This is a genomic window from Albimonas marina, from assembly GCF_029223255.1.
GTDB lineage: Bacteria > Pseudomonadota > Alphaproteobacteria > Rhodobacterales > Rhodobacteraceae > Albimonas.
In genome coordinates this window covers 162,678-177,883 of the sequence record NZ_JARHUC010000004.1, presented here as the reverse complement: position 1 = coordinate 177,883, position 15,206 = coordinate 162,678, and the positions used below count along the sequence as shown (strand labels likewise).

The following is a 15,206-nucleotide window of genomic DNA, read 5'->3' as shown; positions in this document are numbered from 1 at the left end:
CGGAGGCCTCCCCCGTCCCCGCTCTTGCCCCCTTCGCCGCAGGGCGCCACGGTTCCTCCCCTGTCCCGCCCCTTGACGGAGCCTTCCCCCGGATGCCGAGCCTTCCCGCCGCCGACCCGCGCCTCGCCCATGGTCTCCGTCCCTGGGCCGAGCTCGCGCCCGCGCTGGTCGAGGTCGCCGCCGGCCGCGCCCCCGCCGACCTGGTGATCCGCGGCGGCGTCTGGGCGAACGTGCATTCGCGGGAGCTGATCCCCGGCATCGACCTCGCCGTCCTCGGCGGCCGCTTCGCCTATTGCGGCCCGGACGCGAGCCCCTGCATCGGCGAGGACACCTGCGTGATCGAGGCGCGCGGCCGGATCATGAGCCCTGGCCTGGTCGACGCGCACATGCATGTCGAATCCGGCATGCTGACGCCGACCGAGTTCGTGCGCGCCGTCGCCCCCCACGGCTCCACCACCCTCTTCGCCGACCCGCACGAGATCGCCAACGTCATGGGCCTCGAGGGCGTGCGTCTGATGCATGACGAGGCGATGGTCCAGCCGATCAACGTCTGGATGCAGGCGCCGTCCTGCGTGCCCTCCGCCCCCGGGCTGGAGACGCCGGGCGCCGAGCTGGGGCCCGAGGAGATCGCGCAGATGATGACCTGGCCCGGCATCGCGGGCCTGGGCGAGGTGATGAACTTCCCGGGCGTCGCCGCGGGCGATCCCAAGATGATGGGCGAGATCGCCGCCGCCATGGCCGCGGGCAAGACCGTGGGCGGGCACTACGCGTCCCCCGCGCTCGACCGCGCCTTCCACGCCTACGCGGCCGGCGGCCCCGCCGACGACCACGAGGGCACCCGGCCCGAGGACGCCGTGGCCCGCGTCCGGCAGGGGATGGCGGCGATGTTGCGCCTCGGCTCCGCCTGGTACGACGTGGCGGCCCAGGTGCGCGCGGTGACCGAGGCCGGGCTCGACACCCGCAAGCTGATCCTGTGCACCGACGACTGCTACGCCCCCACCCTGGTGCGCGAGGGGCACATGGACCGCGTCCTGCGCCACGCCATCGCGCAGGGGCTGCGCCCGATGACGGCGCTGCAGATGTGCACCGTCAACGCCGCCAGCCACTTCGGGCTGGAGCGGGAGATCGGCTCCATCGCCCCCGGCCGCCGCGCCGACGTGGTGCTGACCGACAGCCTGGTCGAGTTCCGCGCCCGGACGGTGATCTGCCGCGGCGAGGTGGTGGCCGAGGGCGGAGAGATGCTCGCCCCCCGCCCCGGCTTCGCGTGGCCCGCGAAGGCGAAGGACACCGTGCGCCTCGCCCGCGCCGCCGCGCCGGAGGATTTCCGCATCGAGGCCCCCGCCGGCGCCAACTACGCCCGCGCGCGGGTCATCGGCGTGGTCGAGAACCAGGCCCCCACCCGCGCGCTGGAGGCGGAGGTTCCGGTGGTCGACGGCGCCCTCGCCCCCGAGGCCGCGCCGGGGGACCTGTGCCGCATCGCGGTGGTCGAACGTCACCACGGCACCGGCGAGATCGCCAACGCCCTGGTCTGCGGCTTCGGCTACGACGTCCCCTGCGCGGTCGCCTCGACGGTGGCGCACGACTGCCACCAGGTGATCGTGGTCGGCCGCTCGGCGACGGACATGGCGCGGGCGGTGAACCGGCTGATGGAGATCGGCGGCGGCGCCTGCGTGTGGAAGGAGGGCGCGGAGCTCGCCTGCGTGCCCCTGCCCGTCGCCGGCCTGATGTCCGACGCCCCCGCCGAGCAGGTCGCCGCCCAGGCCGAGGCGCTGGCCCAGGCCCTGCGCGACTGCGGCTGCGAGCTCAACAACGCCTTCATGCAGCACTCCCTGCTGGCGCTCGCGGTGATCCCAAGCCTGCGGATCTCCGACAAGGGGCTTGTCGACGTGGAGACCTTCGAGCTGACCGACGTCCTGATCCCGTAGGGCGCATTTCAATGCGCCTCGGCTCCGGGGCGGCGAGGATGGCGCAGGGGCCGGCGCACGGGCGGCGCACCGACATCCGTCCGGCCGCGCCTCAGGCGTGGGCGCCCTGGCGCATCCGCATGATCTCGTCGTAGGCGTCGTTCACCGCGGCGAGGCGCTGGGTGGCGAGGCGGACGGCCTCCTCGGGCACGCCGCGGGCGATCATCCGGTCGGGGTGGGTCTCGCGCACCAGCCGGCGCCAGGCGCGGCGGATCTTGTCGTTGGAATCCTCGGGCGCCACGCCCAGGACCTCGTAGGGATCGGGCGGCGCGCCGGGGGCGTAGCGGGCGTGCAGCGCGCGGAACACCCGCTCGGGCAGGGCGAAGATCTCCCACACCCGGCGCAGGAACGCCTCCTCGTCGGGGTGGAACTCGCCGTCGGCGGCGGCGACGTGGAACAGCCCCTCCAGCAGGTCCTCGAGCGGGGCCTTGCGGTCCCCGAACATCCGCGCGACCGAGGCGGCGTAGCCCTCGAACCCGGCCACGTCGGTGCGGGCCATGTTGAAGATCCGGGCGGCCTGCCGCTCGGCGCTGGGGGGGATGTGGAACACCTCCCGGAAGGCGGCGACCTCGTCGCGGGTGACCTGGCCGTCGGCCTTGGCCATCTTGGCGCCCAGCGCGATCACGGCGATGGCGAAGCCGGCCGTCTGCTCGGGCGGCGTCTTCAGCCGCGCGAACACGTCGGCGAGGGTCTCCCCCTCGCGCAGGGCGCGCAGCGCCTCGGCTATCCTCGTCCAGATCGACATGACGGCATCCTAGCGGCGACGGGCGCGTTCCGCGACCCGTCCGAGGGCGGTTGCGGCGGCAGGTCCCGCCCGCGGACGCGGGCGGATCGGGGGCGCGGAGCGCGGCCTTCGGGCTCAGCCCGGGCGGACCTCGCCTTCCCAGCGCTGCACCTCGCCGGCCACGCCCACCCAGGCGCCGGGGACCTGCAGCTCGCGGCCCAGCACGCGGGCGGGGTTGGTGGGGGGCGGGAACACGAGGCCCGCGCCCATCTCGCGGTTGAAGCCGAAGCGGCGGTAGTAGGGCTCGTCCCCCACCAGCGCCACGCGGGTCCAGCCGAGCTCCCCCGCCGTCTCCAGCGTCCGCCCGATCAACAGGGCCGCCAGCCCCTCGCCCTGGCGGGTGGGGTGGACGGCGACGGGGCCCAGCAGCAGGCAGGGGATGCGCGCCGGCCCGATCTGCACGGGCCAGTAGCGGATGGCGCCGGCGACCGCGTCGTATTCGTCGCGGGCCAGCACGCACAGCTCGGGGATCGGCGCCACCCCCTCGCGCAGGCGGTAGGAGCTGAGCGCGGTCCGCCCGGGCGCGAAGCAGGTGTCGTAGAGCCATTCGACCTCCGCCTCGTCCTGCGGACGCTCGCGCATCAGTCGGAACATGGGCGAAGATCCATCGGCTGGGGAGGGGCGGCGACCGGGCGGCGCGCCCGGAGCGGGGAGAATGCGATGGGCCCCGTAGCATGTCCCGCGCGTTCTCGTCTAGAACGGGCCCCGACGCATCCCCCCCGCTCCGGGGACCGAGCCGCGAAGGAGATCCGCGTGCAGTACCGCATCCGTGACGGACATCCCCTGCCCCACAACCCGTTCAAGGCGATCGTGGCGCCGCGGCCGATCGGCTGGATCTCGTCCGTCGACAAGGCGGGCCGGGTGAACCTCGCCCCCTACTCGTTCTTCAACGGCGTGGCGGACGACCCGCCGATGGTCATGTTCTCGATCAACGACCGCAAGGTCGGCCGCCGGGACGAGACCAAGGACACCCTCGTCAACGTGCGCGAAACCGGGGAGTTCGTGGCCAACGTGGTGGGCTGGGAGCTGCGGGACGCGATGAACCTGACCTCGGGCGCCTACGCGCCGGACGAGGACGAGCTGGCGATGGCGGGCCTGACCGCCGCCCCCAGCCTCGAGGTCGCCGCCCCGCGCATCGCCGAGGCGCCCGCCTCGATGGAGTGCCGGCTGGTGCAGGAGGTGGTGCTGCCCCACGGCGACCGCTCCCTGGAGAACGTGATGGTGATCGGCGAGGTCGTCGCCGTCCACATCCGCGACGAATTCCTGACCGAGGGGATCTTCGACCTGACCAAGGTGCAGCCCGTCGCCCGCTGCGGCTACAAGGACTACGCCGTGGTGCGGGAGCTGTTCTCGATGACCCGCCCCGGCGGCGGCGACGCGGGGAACATGAAGCCGTGAGCGCGGCGGCCGCGAAGCCCTTCGGCTGGGGGGACGACGTGCGCGACTTCATCCGCACGATCCCCGACTTCCCCAAGCCGGGCATCCAGTTCCGGGACGTGATGCCGCTGTTCGGCCACCCCCGCGGCCTGCGCGCCGCGGTGGACCGGCTGGTGCAACCCTTCGCGGGCGAGCGCATCCAGCATGTCGCGGGGCTGGAGGCGCGCGGCTTCATCATCGGCGGCGCCTGCGCCCACCAGCTCTCGGCTGGGTTCCTGGCGATGCGCAAGCAGGGCAAGCTGCCCGGGCCGCGCCTCGCCCAGTCCTACGCGCTGGAATACGGCGAGGCGGTGCTGGAGGTGCACGACGACGCCATCGAGGCCGGCGAGCAGGTGCTGATCGTCGACGACCTGCTGGCCACCGGCGGCACCGCCGAGGCCGCGGTGAAGCTGATCGAGCGGCTGGGCGGCGAGGTGGTCGGGGCCGCCTTCGTGGTCGACCTGCCCGACCTCGGCGGCCGCGCGCGGCTGGAGCGGATGGGCGTGCGCGTCCATGCGTTGTGCGCCTACGAGGGCGACTGAACCCGCCCGGCAAGCTTCCGCAAACCCTGTTTCCCGTCCCGCCCCCGGCGCCGGTAACCTTTGCTGAACCCCGTTCGGTCCACAAAGGCCCTGCGCCGGGATGCGCGACGCCGTGCGCGAAGCGGCGTCGCTCCGTCCCGGAGGCGTGTTCCGATGGACGCGGCCCCGTGCGTATCGGCGGCGTGGGAGCGTATGGGGTGAGTGGCGTTTCGTTTGCCGGCGGGGCCGGCGTCCATCACGACGACAGGCGGCCGGGCGGGAAAGCGCATGGCCGCAGACAGGGCTCCCGAGGCCGCCTTCGGCGCCGAGGCCGCGGCGCCCGGCGATAGGGGCGCCGCAGGTCGGCTTTGGCCGCTAGCCTGCACTGGCGAGCGCCGGCAGGTTCCGCTGACCGTCGCCGGCGTGGCGTCGGCAATCGGCGAGGTGGGGACGGCCGGTCCTTCGCCCCGCTCCGGATCCTCGCCTCTCTCCGCCGGCGTCAGGCGTCGAGCAGGATCTCGAACCCGCCGCTGATCATCCGTCGCAGGTCGAGCCCGCCGCCGCCCATGGCCGAGGTCAGGCGGGGGTCGGCCATCGCCTTCTCCCAGCCCGCGTCCCGCACCGCGCGCGAGGGCCACTCGATCCACGAGAACATCACCGTCTCGCCCTCCTGCGCGGCCACGGCGCGGCGCATGTCGGTGCGCTTGCCCTCGGGCACGTCATCGCCCCAGCCGTCGACCACGCGCAGGGCGCCGGCCTCCATCAGCGCCTCGGCGACCTTGGCGGAACGCTCGACGGTCGAGGCGCGCGCGTCGGAAGGGGCAGGCATGAGGGCGCCGTCCACGTAGGCCGCGCCGCCCGCGGCGCCGGTCTCGGACACGCGCTCGAACCCGCCGTAGATCAGGCGGCCGCCGTCGAAGGGCATCTCCGCGGCCATCGCCTCCATCCGCGGATCCTCCATCATCGCCTTGTGGCCCGCCTCGCAGGCCTCTTTCGAGGGCCATTCGATCCAGGAGAAGACCACCGTCTCCGAGGGCTCGGCGGCCACGGCGCGGCGCAGGTCGGTGACCTCGCCGTCCTGCACGTCATCGCCCCAGGCCTCGACGATGCGCACCGCGCCCATCTCCCGGAACAGGGCCGCGGCCTCGGCGGCGTGATCGGCGTAGGCCGAGCGATTCCCGGTGGGGACGGCGCAGACGAAACCCGAACAATAGCTCATGAATTCTCTCCCTTCGGCCCCGGAGCGCGGCGGCCGCGCGCCGGGTTGACTGAATCAGTTGATATCAACATAATCACTCCATGTCCATCGAACAGACCGCAAACCCGAGCCCTCCGCCGCCGCCCCGCCCGCCCTACGCGGTGACGGCCGAGGTGCGCGACCGCTGCCTGTGCCTGGCCGCGCAGCGCGCCGCCCGGGCGCTCGCGCGCCGCTTCGACGAGGCGTTCCGCCCGCTCGGCCTGACCAACGGCCAGTATTCGCTGCTGATGTCGCTGAACCAGCCCGCGCCCCCGCCCATGGGACGGATCGCGGCGTTCCTGGCGATGGACCGCACCACCCTGACCGCGGCGCTGAAGCCGCTGGTGCGCCGCGGCCTGGTGCAGGTCGAGCCCGACCCCGAGGACCGCCGCAACCGCCTGCTGATCCTGACCGACGCGGGGCGCGACCTGCTGGAGGCCGCCGTGCCGATCTGGATCGAGACCCACGCCGCCGTGGACGCGGAGCTGGCCGAGGCCGGCTCCGCCCCAGCGGACCTGCGCGCGGGCCTGTGGACGCTGGCCTGAGCCGGCCCCTCAGCCCAGAACGGCGCCCGGGTTCATGATCCCGTGGGGGTCGAGCGCCGCCTTGATCGCGCGCATCGCCGCCAGCTTCGCCGGATCGCCGTAGCGCACGAGATCGTCGGTCTTGAAGCGGCCGATCCCGTGCTCGGCGCTGATCGAGCCGCCGTGGGCGTCCGCGAGGTCATGCACGATCCGGGTCAGCGCGCCCTTCGCTTGGGCATATTCGTCCCGCGTCCGCCCGACGGCGGGGAACAGGTTGTAGTGCAGGTTGCCGTCGCCCAGGTGGCCGAACGGGTTGATGCGCAGGTCGGGCGCGACCTCGCGCAGCTTCGCCGGCGCCTCCTCGCAGAACCGCGCCACGCGGCTGAGCGGCAGGGAGATGTCGTGCGAGGCGACCGAGCCCACCTTGCGGTTCCCCTCGGGGATCGACTCGCGCAGGCGCCAGAACTCCGCCCGCTGCTGGTCGGACTGCGACAGCGCGCCGTCGGTGGCGAGCCCGTCCTCGAAGGCCTGCGCCAGCGCCCCCTCCAGCGTGTCGGCGACGCCCGAGCCCTCGCCGCCCCCGACCTCCATCAGCACCGACCACTCGGGGACCGGATCGACGGGGCAGCGGGTTCCGGGCACATGCTCCAGCGCGAAGCCGATGCCGACGCCCGAGAGCAGCTCGAACGCCGTCAACTGCTCGCCCACCGCGCCGCGGATCCGGTGGAGCAGCGCCAGCGCGGCGTCGGGGGAGGGGACGGCGACGAAGGCCGCCTGCATCTCGGCCGGGCGCGGGAACAGGCGCAGGCAGGCGGCGGTGACCAGGCCCAGCGTGCCCTCGGAGCCGATCAGCAGCCCCCGAAGGTCGTAGCCGGTGTTGTCCTTGCGCAGCCGCTTGAGCGAGCGCAGGACCGAGCCGTCGGGCAGCACCGCCTCCACCCCCAGGCACAGGTCGCGGGCCATGCCGTAGCGCAGCACGTTCAGCCCGCCCGCGTTGGTCCCCAGCACTCCCCCGATGCGGGCCGAACCCTCGGAGGCGATGGAGAGCGGGAACAGCCGCCCCGCCGCCTCCGCCGCGGCCTGCGCGTCGGCCAGGATCACGCCCGCCTCGACGATCATCACGTCGTCGTCGGGGTTCACCTCGCGCACCCGGTTCAGGCGGTCGACCGAGACCACCACGCCCTCGATCCCCTCCGGCCGCTGGCCGCCGCCGACCAGGCCGGTGCCGCCGGCATGGGGGACGATGGCGACGCGGGCCTCGGCGCAGCGGCGCACGATCTCGGCGGCCTCCTCGACCGTGCCGGGGCGCAGCACGGCGGCGGCGCGGCCGGGGGCGAGGTCGCGCTGGTCGCGCAGGTAGGGGGCCGCCTCCCCGCCCTCCCGCAGGCCCGCCGGGCCCAGCAGGTCGCGGAGGCCGTCAAGGAAGGCGGGGGTCGGGGCGCGGAGATCGGTCATGAACGGCTCGGGCGGCTGGAGCGGGAGGGGGTCAGGGCGCGGGGTCGGCGAACGGGTCGGCCAGGGGATCGGCGCGCGGCGCGGCGGCCCGGCGCAGCCGGTCGTTGACGGCGAGGCCCAGCCCCGCCTCGGGCACCGGCGCCACCGCGATGGTCCCCGCGCCGCCCATCGCCGCGTCGAGCGTGCGCAGATGGGCGAAGAGGTTCGCCGCCGCCTCCGCCGGATCGCCGGCGGGGGAGAGGTTCAGCGCAGGCCCGGCGGCCTCGGGCCCCGGCCCGAAGCCCAGCCAGCCCTCGCCCGCCCGCGGCGCTTCCGCGTTCAGCCGCAGGGCCGCGCCGGGCGCGTAGTGCGAGGCGAGCATCCCCGGCGCGAACAGCGCCGGCTTCGCGCCGGCCGGCGCCTGGCCGTGGGACGAGGCCCCCTCGCCCGCCGGCCAGGCGCCGCAGGTCGCCGCGATGGTTTCCAGCGCGAGGCCGCCGGGGCGCAGCAGCACGGGCGTCTCGCCCTCGAAGCCCAGGATGGTGCTCTCGACCCCCACCGGGCAGGGGCCGCCGTCGAGGATGGCGTCGATCCGCCCGCCCAGCCCCTCGGCCACGTGGTCGGCGGTGGTGGGCGAGACCTTGCCCGAGCGGTTGGCCGAGGGCGCCGCCACCGGCGCGCCCGTCGCCGCGAGCAGGGCGCGGGCCAGCGGATGGGCCGGCACGCGGATCGCGACCGTGGGCAGGCCCGCCGTCACCGCGGGCGCGAGCTCCGCGTCCGGGCGGCGCGGCAGCACCAGGGTCAGGGGGCCGGGCCAGAAGGCCTGCGCGAGGGCGCGGGCGGCCTCGGGGAACACCGCCAGCCGCTCGGCGGCGGCGAGGTCGGGGACGTGGGCGATCAGCGGGTTGAAGCTGGGCCGGCCCTTGGCCGCGTAGATGCCCGCGGCGCTTTCCGCCCGGTCGGCGCGCCCGCCGAGGCCATAGACCGTCTCGGTCGGGAAGGCGACGAGGCCGCCTTCGCGCAGGATCGCGGCCGCGCGCGCGACGCCCGCCGGGTCGCCGGCCAGGCGCTCGGTCGCCCTTTCGGGCCAGTCGTCTGCGGGACGTCCTGCGCTCATCGGGCCCTCTCGCCGCCCGTCGGGCGCCAGAGGCGGCGCGGGGCGGAGGCCGCGATCATTGCCGCAGGCCGGGGGCGGGGGGCAAGTGCGGGCGAGGTCGCGCCCGGCCCCGACGAGGCCCCCCTTTCAGGATTTGCGCGGCGGGGGATCGAGACGATTGCGCTCGCCGGGGTTGGCCGCGAGGTGCGCCGCCCGCCCCGCGGTCAGCGCCGCGGCCATCGGCGCCCCCGCGCGCAGGCGGCGCAGGCAGGTGACCAGGTCCACGTGGCGCTTCGGCTCGTCCGCCAGGTCCGCGAGCAGCGAGGCGAAGGCCCAGGGATCGAGCGCCGAGGCGGCGGACTGCATGAAGGCCCCCACCTCGCCCGTCTCGTCGTAGCGGGCCAGCGCCGCCTCGCAGGCCGCCACGTCGGTCGAGCCCAGCCGCCCGCACACCGCCGGGCGCGCCGCGTAGACGCGGCACAGCCCGTCCGCGCCCAGCGCGGGGCAGGCGCGAGGGTGGGGCGGCGTCTCCTCGGGCAGGTGGCGCAGGATCTCCCAGGCGGCGCGGACCTCCCCCGGCAGGGCGGTGACGCGGGCGTTGATCGCGCAGCACATCCAGCAGCCCGCCCCGCAGGCCCAGTCGTCGCGCCGCGCCTCGACCCGCGCCTCCAGCGCCGCCAGCGGCCCCGGCAGCGCCGGCGCCGTCCCCGCGAGGCGGGCGAGCAGCGCGGCGAGGTCCTCCTCCCCCAGGGCGGCGGCCGGCGTCCCCTCCATCACCGCGGTCGAGAAACGCTTCCAGGGCGCGCCGGTGCGCACCGCCTCGGCGGCGAGGTCCAGCAGGACGCGGGCCGAGGCCTCCTGCAGCAGGGCGGTCACCACCTTCTCCCGCGGGCGGGCGATCAGCGCCTGGAGGCCCGCGATCAGGCCGGCGTAGCGCTCCCGGTCCGCGGGCGAGAGGCGGGGGGAGGGCGCGATCCAGTCCGGCAGCGCGGGTTTCGCCTTGCCGGGCCGAGGGGCGCCGGGGCGGGAGGGGCGTCCCTTCAGCATCGGGCGCGGCCGGGACGGGGGGCGAGGGGGCTGGCGGCGATCATCGAACGGGCGCTCCGCGTCTGGCTCCGGGCCGCGGGGCGCGGCCGCCGGCGAGGGGGTGTGGGGGCGTGGGTCGGGGCGAGCCTAATCCGGGCGGGGGCCGCGACGCCAGACGCGCGGCGCCCGGCGCGCCCGGCGAACCGCGACGCAACCCCGACGGGCGCCCGGCGGCCCGGACTCGCGACGATCCGCGCCCCGTCCGCCCCCGCCCCTGCGCTGGACAGGCCCCGCCCTGCGGCGTAGCGTCCGCGCGACCGCGCACGAGGGCGCGCGGCGCGTCCGCCCGGCCTCGGCCCCGGCGGCGCGGCGGGCCCCCGGCGCGACCGAAAACAGCGCCCGCGACGGCGCCGCGGAGGCCCCCCTCCGACGCGCGACGTCCGGCTCGAAGGGAGAGCCGCCCATGCCCTACCAGGCCCCGATCCGCGACCTGGCCTTCTGCCTCGACCACGTCGTCGAAGCCGACAAGCTCGCCGCCACCGAGCGCTTCGCCGAGGCGACCGCCGACACCCGCGCCGCCATCCTCGACGAGGCCGGCAAGCTCGCCTCCGGCGTGCTGGCGCCGCTGAACCGCAACGGCGACCTGCATCCCGCGAAGCTCGAGAACGGGGTCGTGCGCACCTCGCCCGGCTTCGCCGACGCCTACCGCCAGCTGGCCGAGGGCGGCTGGGTCGGCATCGCCGCCGACCCCGAGCACGGGGGCATGGGCCTGCCCCTGACGCTGGCGACCGCGATGGGCGAGATGTTCGCCTCGGCCAACCTCGCCCTCAGCCTCTGCCCCCTGCTCTCCCAGGGCCAGATCGAGGCGCTGGAGGCCCATGCCTCGCCCGAGATGCAGGCCCTCTACCTGCCCAAGCTGACCTCGGGCGAGTGGACCGGGACCATGAACCTGACCGAGCCGCAGGCCGGCTCGGACGTGGGCGCCCTGACCACCAAGGCCGAGCGCAACGACGACGGCAGCTATTCGATCACCGGCCAGAAGATCTACATCTCCTGGGGCGACCATGACGTGGCCGAGAACGTCTGCCACCTGGTGCTCGCCCGCCTGCCCGACGCCCCCGCCGGCACCCGCGGCCTGTCGCTGTTCCTGGTGCCCAAGTTCATCCCGGACGCCGACGGGAACCCCGGCGAGGCGAACGCGCTGCGGGTCGTCAGCCTCGAGCACAAGATGGGCATCCACGGCTCCCCGACCGCGGTGATGGGCTACGAGGGCGCGAAGGGCTGGGTCGTGGGCCCCGAGGGCGGCGGCATCGCCTGCATGTTCACCATGATGAACAACGCCCGCCTCGGCGTGGGCGTCGAGGGCCTGGGCATCGCCGAGGCCGCCTACCAGAAGGCCCTGGAGTTCGCCAACGAGCGCGTGCAGGGCCGCACCGCCGACGGCTCGAAGACCATCATCGGCCATGCCGACGTGCGCCGGATGCTGATGCGCATGAAGGCGCTGACCGAGGTGGCGCGCGCCATCTGCCTCGACACCGCCGTCTCGCTCGACATGGCCAAGGCCGCGCCGAAGGCCGACGCCAAGGCCTGGTTCGCCCGCGGCGCCTTCCTGACCCCGATCGCCAAGGCCTTCGGCACCGACGCGGGCATGGAGGTCGCCGAGCTCGGCATCCAGGTCCACGGCGGCATGGGCTTCATCGAGGAGACGGGCGCCGCCCAGTTCTACCGCGACGTCCGCGTCACCGCGATCTACGAGGGCACCAACGGCGTGCAGGCGGCCGACCTGGTGGGCCGCAAGCTCGCCGACGGCGGCGTCGCCGCGGACGGACTGCTGAAGGAGATCCGCGCCGTGGCCCGCGCCGCGGCGGGCGACCTGGCCGAAATGGGCGGCCAGCTGGCGACGGGCGCCGACGCGTTGGAGGCCGCGACCCAGTGGATGCTCGCGGCCGACGCCTCCGACCGCAACGCCGGCTCGGTCGACTACCTGCGCGCCTGGGCGCTGGCGCTGGGCGGGGCCTACCTGCTGAAGGGCGCCGCCGCCGCCACGGGCGACGACGCCGCCCGCCGCACCGCCATCGCCCGCTACTTCTTCGGGCGGGAGCTTCCGGCCCTCGATTCTCTGTGCGAGGCGGCGATGGACGGCGCCGCCCCCCTCTACGCCCTGAGCGCGGAAGAGCTCGCCTCGTGAGCGCGGAGGAGACGCGCACAGGCGTCCGCCACCCGTTCCCCGAGCCCGAGCGCGGCGAAACGGTCGAGATCGCGGAAGGCGTGCTGTGGACCCGCATCGGGCTCCCCAGCCGCCTGAACCACGTCAACGTCTACCTCTTCGACGAGGGCGACTCGTGGACCGTGGTCGACACCGGCCTGCGCCACAAGCTGTGCCTCGAGGCCTGGGCGAAGCTGGACGAGGGGCCCCTGAAGGGCAAGCGCGTCTCCCGCGTGATCGGCACGCATCACCACTCCGACCACGTCGGGCTGGCGGGCAAGTTCATCAAGGAGCACGGGGCCGAATTCTGGACCACGCGCACCGCCTGGCTGACCGCGCGGATGCACCAGCTCGACCACCAGGAGAAGCACCCGCCCGAGATGCTGGCCCACTGGACCCGCGGCGGCGTGCCGGCCGAGCTGGTGGAGGGGTTCGTGAAGGACGGTCCCTTCAACACCTCGGCCGCCACCTATCGCCTGCCGCTGGGCTACCGCCGCATCGTCGAGGGCGAGGAGATCGCCATGGGCGGCCGGCGCTGGATCGTGCGCATGGGCGACGGCCACGCGCCCGAGCACGCGACGCTGTGGTCGATGGACGACAACCTGGTGGTGGTCGGCGACCAGGCGATCCCCGGCATCAGCTCGAACCTCGGGGTCTATCCGACCGAGCCGGAGGCCGACCCGGTCGGCGAATGGCTGGAAAGCTGCGAGAAGCTGCTGGCCCACGCGCGGGAGGATCACCTGGCCCTGCCCGGCCACAAGGGGGTCTACACCGGCCTGCCCACGCGGTTCCGGCAGCTGATCTCGAACCACCATGGCGCCATCAAGCGCCTGCGCACGCACCTCGCCGAGCCGCGCACCGCGGCCGAGTGCTTCGTGCCCCTGTTCGGGCGGGAGATCCCGCCGGCGGTCTACCGGCTGGCCCTGAACGAGGCGCTGGGGCACCTCAACCACATGCGCCGCTCGGGCGAGGCGATGCGCGAGACGCGCGACGACGGCGCCTGGCTGTGGCGCCTGGCCCGCTGAGCCCTGCGCGCCGCCCGCCGGCGCGCGGATTGCGACCATTTCCGCCTTGATCCCCGCGCGCCCGCGCGGCTAGGAGGCAGGGGACGAACGACGCGCGCCGCAGGCGGCGCCGACCAAGGGGAGCGACCGACATGGCCGACCACGAGCCCGGCAAGATGGACATCACCGAGCAGGAGAAGACCTTCGCCCTGTTCCTGAAGACGATCAACATCGTCGGCGTGGTGGTCGTCCTGATCCTGATCTTCATGGCGCTGGTCAACAGCTGACGCCATCGGCCGCCCGGCCCGTCCCCCCGGACGGCGCGGCGGCCCCTTCCCGGCTTCCGCAAGGACCGACGCGAGGCGCGCCCTCGCGCCGGTCCTTCGCATTTGCGCCGCCCGCTCCGCAACCCTGCGCCCCCCGCCGGTGCGGCGTCCGCGCCCCGGCCCGGGGCGGCTTTGCGGTTGAAACCGCGCGCGCCCGGTGGGACCGATGTCTGCACATCGGGCCGACGGGAGCATCGCCATGACATCCGACCTCTGGACCTGGACCGCGGGCGACCTCGCGCGCGGGATCGCCACCGGGCGGATCAGCAGCGTCGAGGCGACGCGCAGCGCGCTCTCCCGGCTCGACGCCGTGAACCCCGCGATCAATGCGGTCGTGGACCCGCTGCACGAGGACGCGCTCGCCGCCGCGGAGGCCGCCGACAAGGCCCTGCGCCGGGGCGAGGCGACCGGGGCGCTGCACGGCGTGCCCGTCACCGTGAAGATCAACGTCGACTACGGCGGCCGGCCCACCACCAACGGCGTCGTCGCCTTCAAGGACCTGACGGCGCCCGAGGACGGCTCGGTCGTGCGCTCGCTGAAGGCCTCGGGCGCGGTGATCGTGGGGCGGACCAACACGCCCTGCTTCTCGATGCGCTGGTACACCGACAACGACCTGCACGGCGCCACGCTGAACCCCTGGGATCCGGGCCGCACGCCCGGCGGCTCCTCGGGCGGCGCGGCGGCGGCGACGGCCGTGGGGATCGGGGCGGTGGGCCACGGCAACGACCTCGGCGGCTCGATCCGCTACCCGGCCTATTGCTGCGGGCTGGTGGGGCTGCGGCCGACCTCGGGGATCGCCGGCGCCTTCAACCCCAGCCAGGCGGCGGAGCGGCCGATCGTCAGCCAGATGGCCTCGGTCCAGGGGCCGCTCGCCCGCTCGATCGAGGATGCGGCGCGCGCGATGCAGGCCCTGAGCCTGCCCGACCCGCGCGACGTCTGGCAGATCGCCCCGCCCGCGGCGCCCGGCGCCCTCGGCCCCTGCCGCGTGGCGGTGCTGGAATCGGGCGAGGGCTGCCCCACCGACCCCGCCGTCACCAACGCCATCCGCCGCGCCGCGCGGATCCTGGCGGAGGCGGGCTACGAGATCGTCGACGTCGCCCCGCCCTCGCTGCTGGAGCTGGGCGAGTACTGGCGCCTGATGCTGGGGGCCGAGCTCTACGCCACCCTCTGGCCGCTGGTCGAGGCGGAGGGGGACGACGCCATCCGCATCCAGATCGAGCGCTGCCACGGCGTGCTGCGCGACCGGATGCCGACCGATCCCGGCGGCTTCCTGAAGCTGCTGGGCCGCCGCTCGACCCTGCTGCGGGAGTGGCAGGCCTTCTTCGCGCAGGCGCCGCTGCTGCTGACCGCCTCCTCCTGGGCGAAGCCGCACCCGCTGGGCGCGGACGTGGGCCCGGACGCGGATTACGAGACCTTCTTCCGCCAGCAGGTCCCCTCCGCCGCGCCGCCGGTGATCGGCCTGCCGGGCCTGTCGGTCCCCATGGGAGTCGAGGACGGGCTGCCGACCGGGGTGCAGCTCCTCTCGGCCCGCTTCTGGGAACCGCTGCTGCTGGCCGCCGGCGCGGCGCTGGAACGCGCGCAGGGCCCCGTCGCGCCGATCGACCCCGTGGCGGCCTGAGCGGCCGCCCGCCCCCGAACGAGAAACGCCGGCCGCGCGAGGCGGCCGGC

Annotated in this window: 14 protein-coding genes; 8 read left to right on the top strand and 6 right to left on the bottom strand. The window is 75.0% G+C overall.

The features are described from left to right. Positions 1-92 precede the first annotated feature (92 nt). Positions 93-1,925 (top strand): adenine deaminase, encoded by a 1,833-nt coding sequence (locus P2H44_RS12365; protein ID WP_275763862.1) that lies wholly within the window; start codon positions 93-95, stop codon positions 1,923-1,925. A gap of 91 nt (positions 1,926-2,016) precedes the next feature. Here P2H44_RS12365 and P2H44_RS12360 read toward each other — a convergent pair whose 3' ends face one another. Together P2H44_RS12360 and P2H44_RS12355 are read right to left on the bottom strand one after the other, a co-directional pair. Then, entirely contained in the window at positions 2,017-2,709 is a 693-nt protein-coding gene (locus P2H44_RS12360) for a molecular chaperone DjiA (protein WP_275763861.1), read from the bottom strand. A gap of 114 nt (positions 2,710-2,823) precedes the next feature. Continuing rightward, complete coding sequence (locus P2H44_RS12355) at positions 2,824-3,342, bottom strand: GNAT family N-acetyltransferase (RefSeq protein ID WP_275763860.1); 519 nt, start codon at positions 3,340-3,342, stop codon at positions 2,824-2,826. Positions 3,343-3,501: 159 nt separating this feature from the next. On the opposite strand from P2H44_RS12355, the gene P2H44_RS12350 reads away from it, so the two are divergent. Both P2H44_RS12350 and P2H44_RS12345 read left to right on the top strand, forming a co-directional pair. Continuing rightward, the gene (locus P2H44_RS12350) at positions 3,502-4,146 is read left to right on the top strand and encodes a flavin reductase family protein (RefSeq protein WP_275763859.1); all 645 of its coding nucleotides are present in this window, start codon (positions 3,502-3,504) and stop codon (positions 4,144-4,146) included. Next, positions 4,143-4,706, top strand: coding sequence for an adenine phosphoribosyltransferase (locus P2H44_RS12345; protein ID WP_462976287.1), 564 nt, complete (start codon positions 4,143-4,145; stop codon positions 4,704-4,706). Before P2H44_RS12350 ends, P2H44_RS12345 begins: the two co-directional genes overlap by 4 nt. A 478-nt stretch (positions 4,707-5,184) precedes the next feature. Here P2H44_RS12345 and P2H44_RS12340 read toward each other — a convergent pair whose 3' ends face one another. Next, complete coding sequence (locus P2H44_RS12340) at positions 5,185-5,904, bottom strand: DUF1428 domain-containing protein (protein ID WP_275763858.1); 720 nt, start codon at positions 5,902-5,904, stop codon at positions 5,185-5,187. 80 nt (positions 5,905-5,984) lie between these two features. Here P2H44_RS12340 and P2H44_RS12335 point away from each other — a divergent pair, with 80 nt between their 5' ends. Then, positions 5,985-6,467: a MarR family winged helix-turn-helix transcriptional regulator gene (locus tag P2H44_RS12335; RefSeq protein ID WP_275763857.1), complete on the top strand. Its 483-nt coding sequence runs from the start codon at positions 5,985-5,987 to the stop codon at positions 6,465-6,467. A 9-nt stretch (positions 6,468-6,476) separates the two neighbouring features. Here P2H44_RS12335 and P2H44_RS12330 read toward each other — a convergent pair whose 3' ends face one another. The 3 genes from P2H44_RS12330 to P2H44_RS12320 form a co-directional block, all read right to left on the bottom strand. Continuing rightward, complete coding sequence (locus tag P2H44_RS12330) at positions 6,477-7,901, bottom strand: FAD-binding oxidoreductase (protein WP_275763856.1); 1,425 nt, start codon at positions 7,899-7,901, stop codon at positions 6,477-6,479. Between the two features lie 31 nt (positions 7,902-7,932). Beyond that, entirely contained in the window at positions 7,933-8,997 is a 1,065-nt protein-coding gene (locus P2H44_RS12325) for an L-threonylcarbamoyladenylate synthase (RefSeq protein ID WP_275763855.1), read from the bottom strand. A gap of 126 nt (positions 8,998-9,123) precedes the next feature. Further along, the gene (locus P2H44_RS12320) at positions 9,124-10,023 is read right to left on the bottom strand and encodes a hypothetical protein (protein ID WP_275763854.1); all 900 of its coding nucleotides are present in this window, start codon (positions 10,021-10,023) and stop codon (positions 9,124-9,126) included. Positions 10,024-10,465: 442 nt separating this feature from the next. Between P2H44_RS12320 and P2H44_RS12315 the strand changes: the two genes are divergently transcribed. The 4 genes from P2H44_RS12315 to P2H44_RS12300 all read left to right on the top strand — a co-directional run bounded on the left by P2H44_RS12315 (position 10,466) and on the right by P2H44_RS12300 (position 15,156). Next, positions 10,466-12,190, top strand: a complete 1,725-nt coding sequence (locus P2H44_RS12315) for an acyl-CoA dehydrogenase (protein WP_275763853.1) — start codon at positions 10,466-10,468, stop codon at positions 12,188-12,190. Next, positions 12,187-13,233, top strand: coding sequence for an MBL fold metallo-hydrolase (locus tag P2H44_RS12310; protein WP_275763852.1), 1,047 nt, complete (start codon positions 12,187-12,189; stop codon positions 13,231-13,233). Before P2H44_RS12315 ends, P2H44_RS12310 begins: the two co-directional genes overlap by 4 nt. A 131-nt stretch (positions 13,234-13,364) precedes the next feature. After that, positions 13,365-13,499 (top strand): aa3-type cytochrome c oxidase subunit IV, encoded by a 135-nt coding sequence (locus tag P2H44_RS12305; RefSeq protein ID WP_275763851.1) that lies wholly within the window; start codon positions 13,365-13,367, stop codon positions 13,497-13,499. 238 nt (positions 13,500-13,737) lie between these two features. Beyond that, on the top strand, positions 13,738-15,156 hold the full coding sequence (locus P2H44_RS12300) for an amidase (RefSeq protein ID WP_275763849.1): 1,419 nt from the start codon (positions 13,738-13,740) through the stop codon (positions 15,154-15,156). Positions 15,157-15,206: the final 50 nt, after the last annotated feature.

Bases quoted from the DNA above. Each gene is read 5' to 3' on its own strand.
- P2H44_RS12365 (WP_275763862.1), top strand. From the start codon at position 93: ATGCCGAGCCTTCCCGCCGCCGACCCGCGCCTCGCCCATGGTCTCCGT.
- P2H44_RS12360 (WP_275763861.1), bottom strand. From the start codon at position 2,709: ATGTCGATCTGGACGAGGATAGCCGAGGCGCTGCGCGCCCTGCGCGAG.
- P2H44_RS12355 (WP_275763860.1), bottom strand. From the start codon at position 3,342: ATGTTCCGACTGATGCGCGAGCGTCCGCAGGACGAGGCGGAGGTCGAA.
- P2H44_RS12340 (WP_275763858.1), bottom strand. From the start codon at position 5,904: ATGAGCTATTGTTCGGGTTTCGTCTGCGCCGTCCCCACCGGGAATCGC.
- P2H44_RS12335 (WP_275763857.1), top strand. From the start codon at position 5,985: ATGTCCATCGAACAGACCGCAAACCCGAGCCCTCCGCCGCCGCCCCGC.
- P2H44_RS12330 (WP_275763856.1), bottom strand. From the start codon at position 7,901: ATGACCGATCTCCGCGCCCCGACCCCCGCCTTCCTTGACGGCCTCCGC.
- P2H44_RS12325 (WP_275763855.1), bottom strand. From the start codon at position 8,997: ATGAGCGCAGGACGTCCCGCAGACGACTGGCCCGAAAGGGCGACCGAG.
- P2H44_RS12320 (WP_275763854.1), bottom strand. From the start codon at position 10,023: ATGCTGAAGGGACGCCCCTCCCGCCCCGGCGCCCCTCGGCCCGGCAAG.
- P2H44_RS12315 (WP_275763853.1), top strand. From the start codon at position 10,466: ATGCCCTACCAGGCCCCGATCCGCGACCTGGCCTTCTGCCTCGACCAC.
- P2H44_RS12305 (WP_275763851.1), top strand. From the start codon at position 13,365: ATGGCCGACCACGAGCCCGGCAAGATGGACATCACCGAGCAGGAGAAG.
- P2H44_RS12300 (WP_275763849.1), top strand. From the start codon at position 13,738: ATGACATCCGACCTCTGGACCTGGACCGCGGGCGACCTCGCGCGCGGG.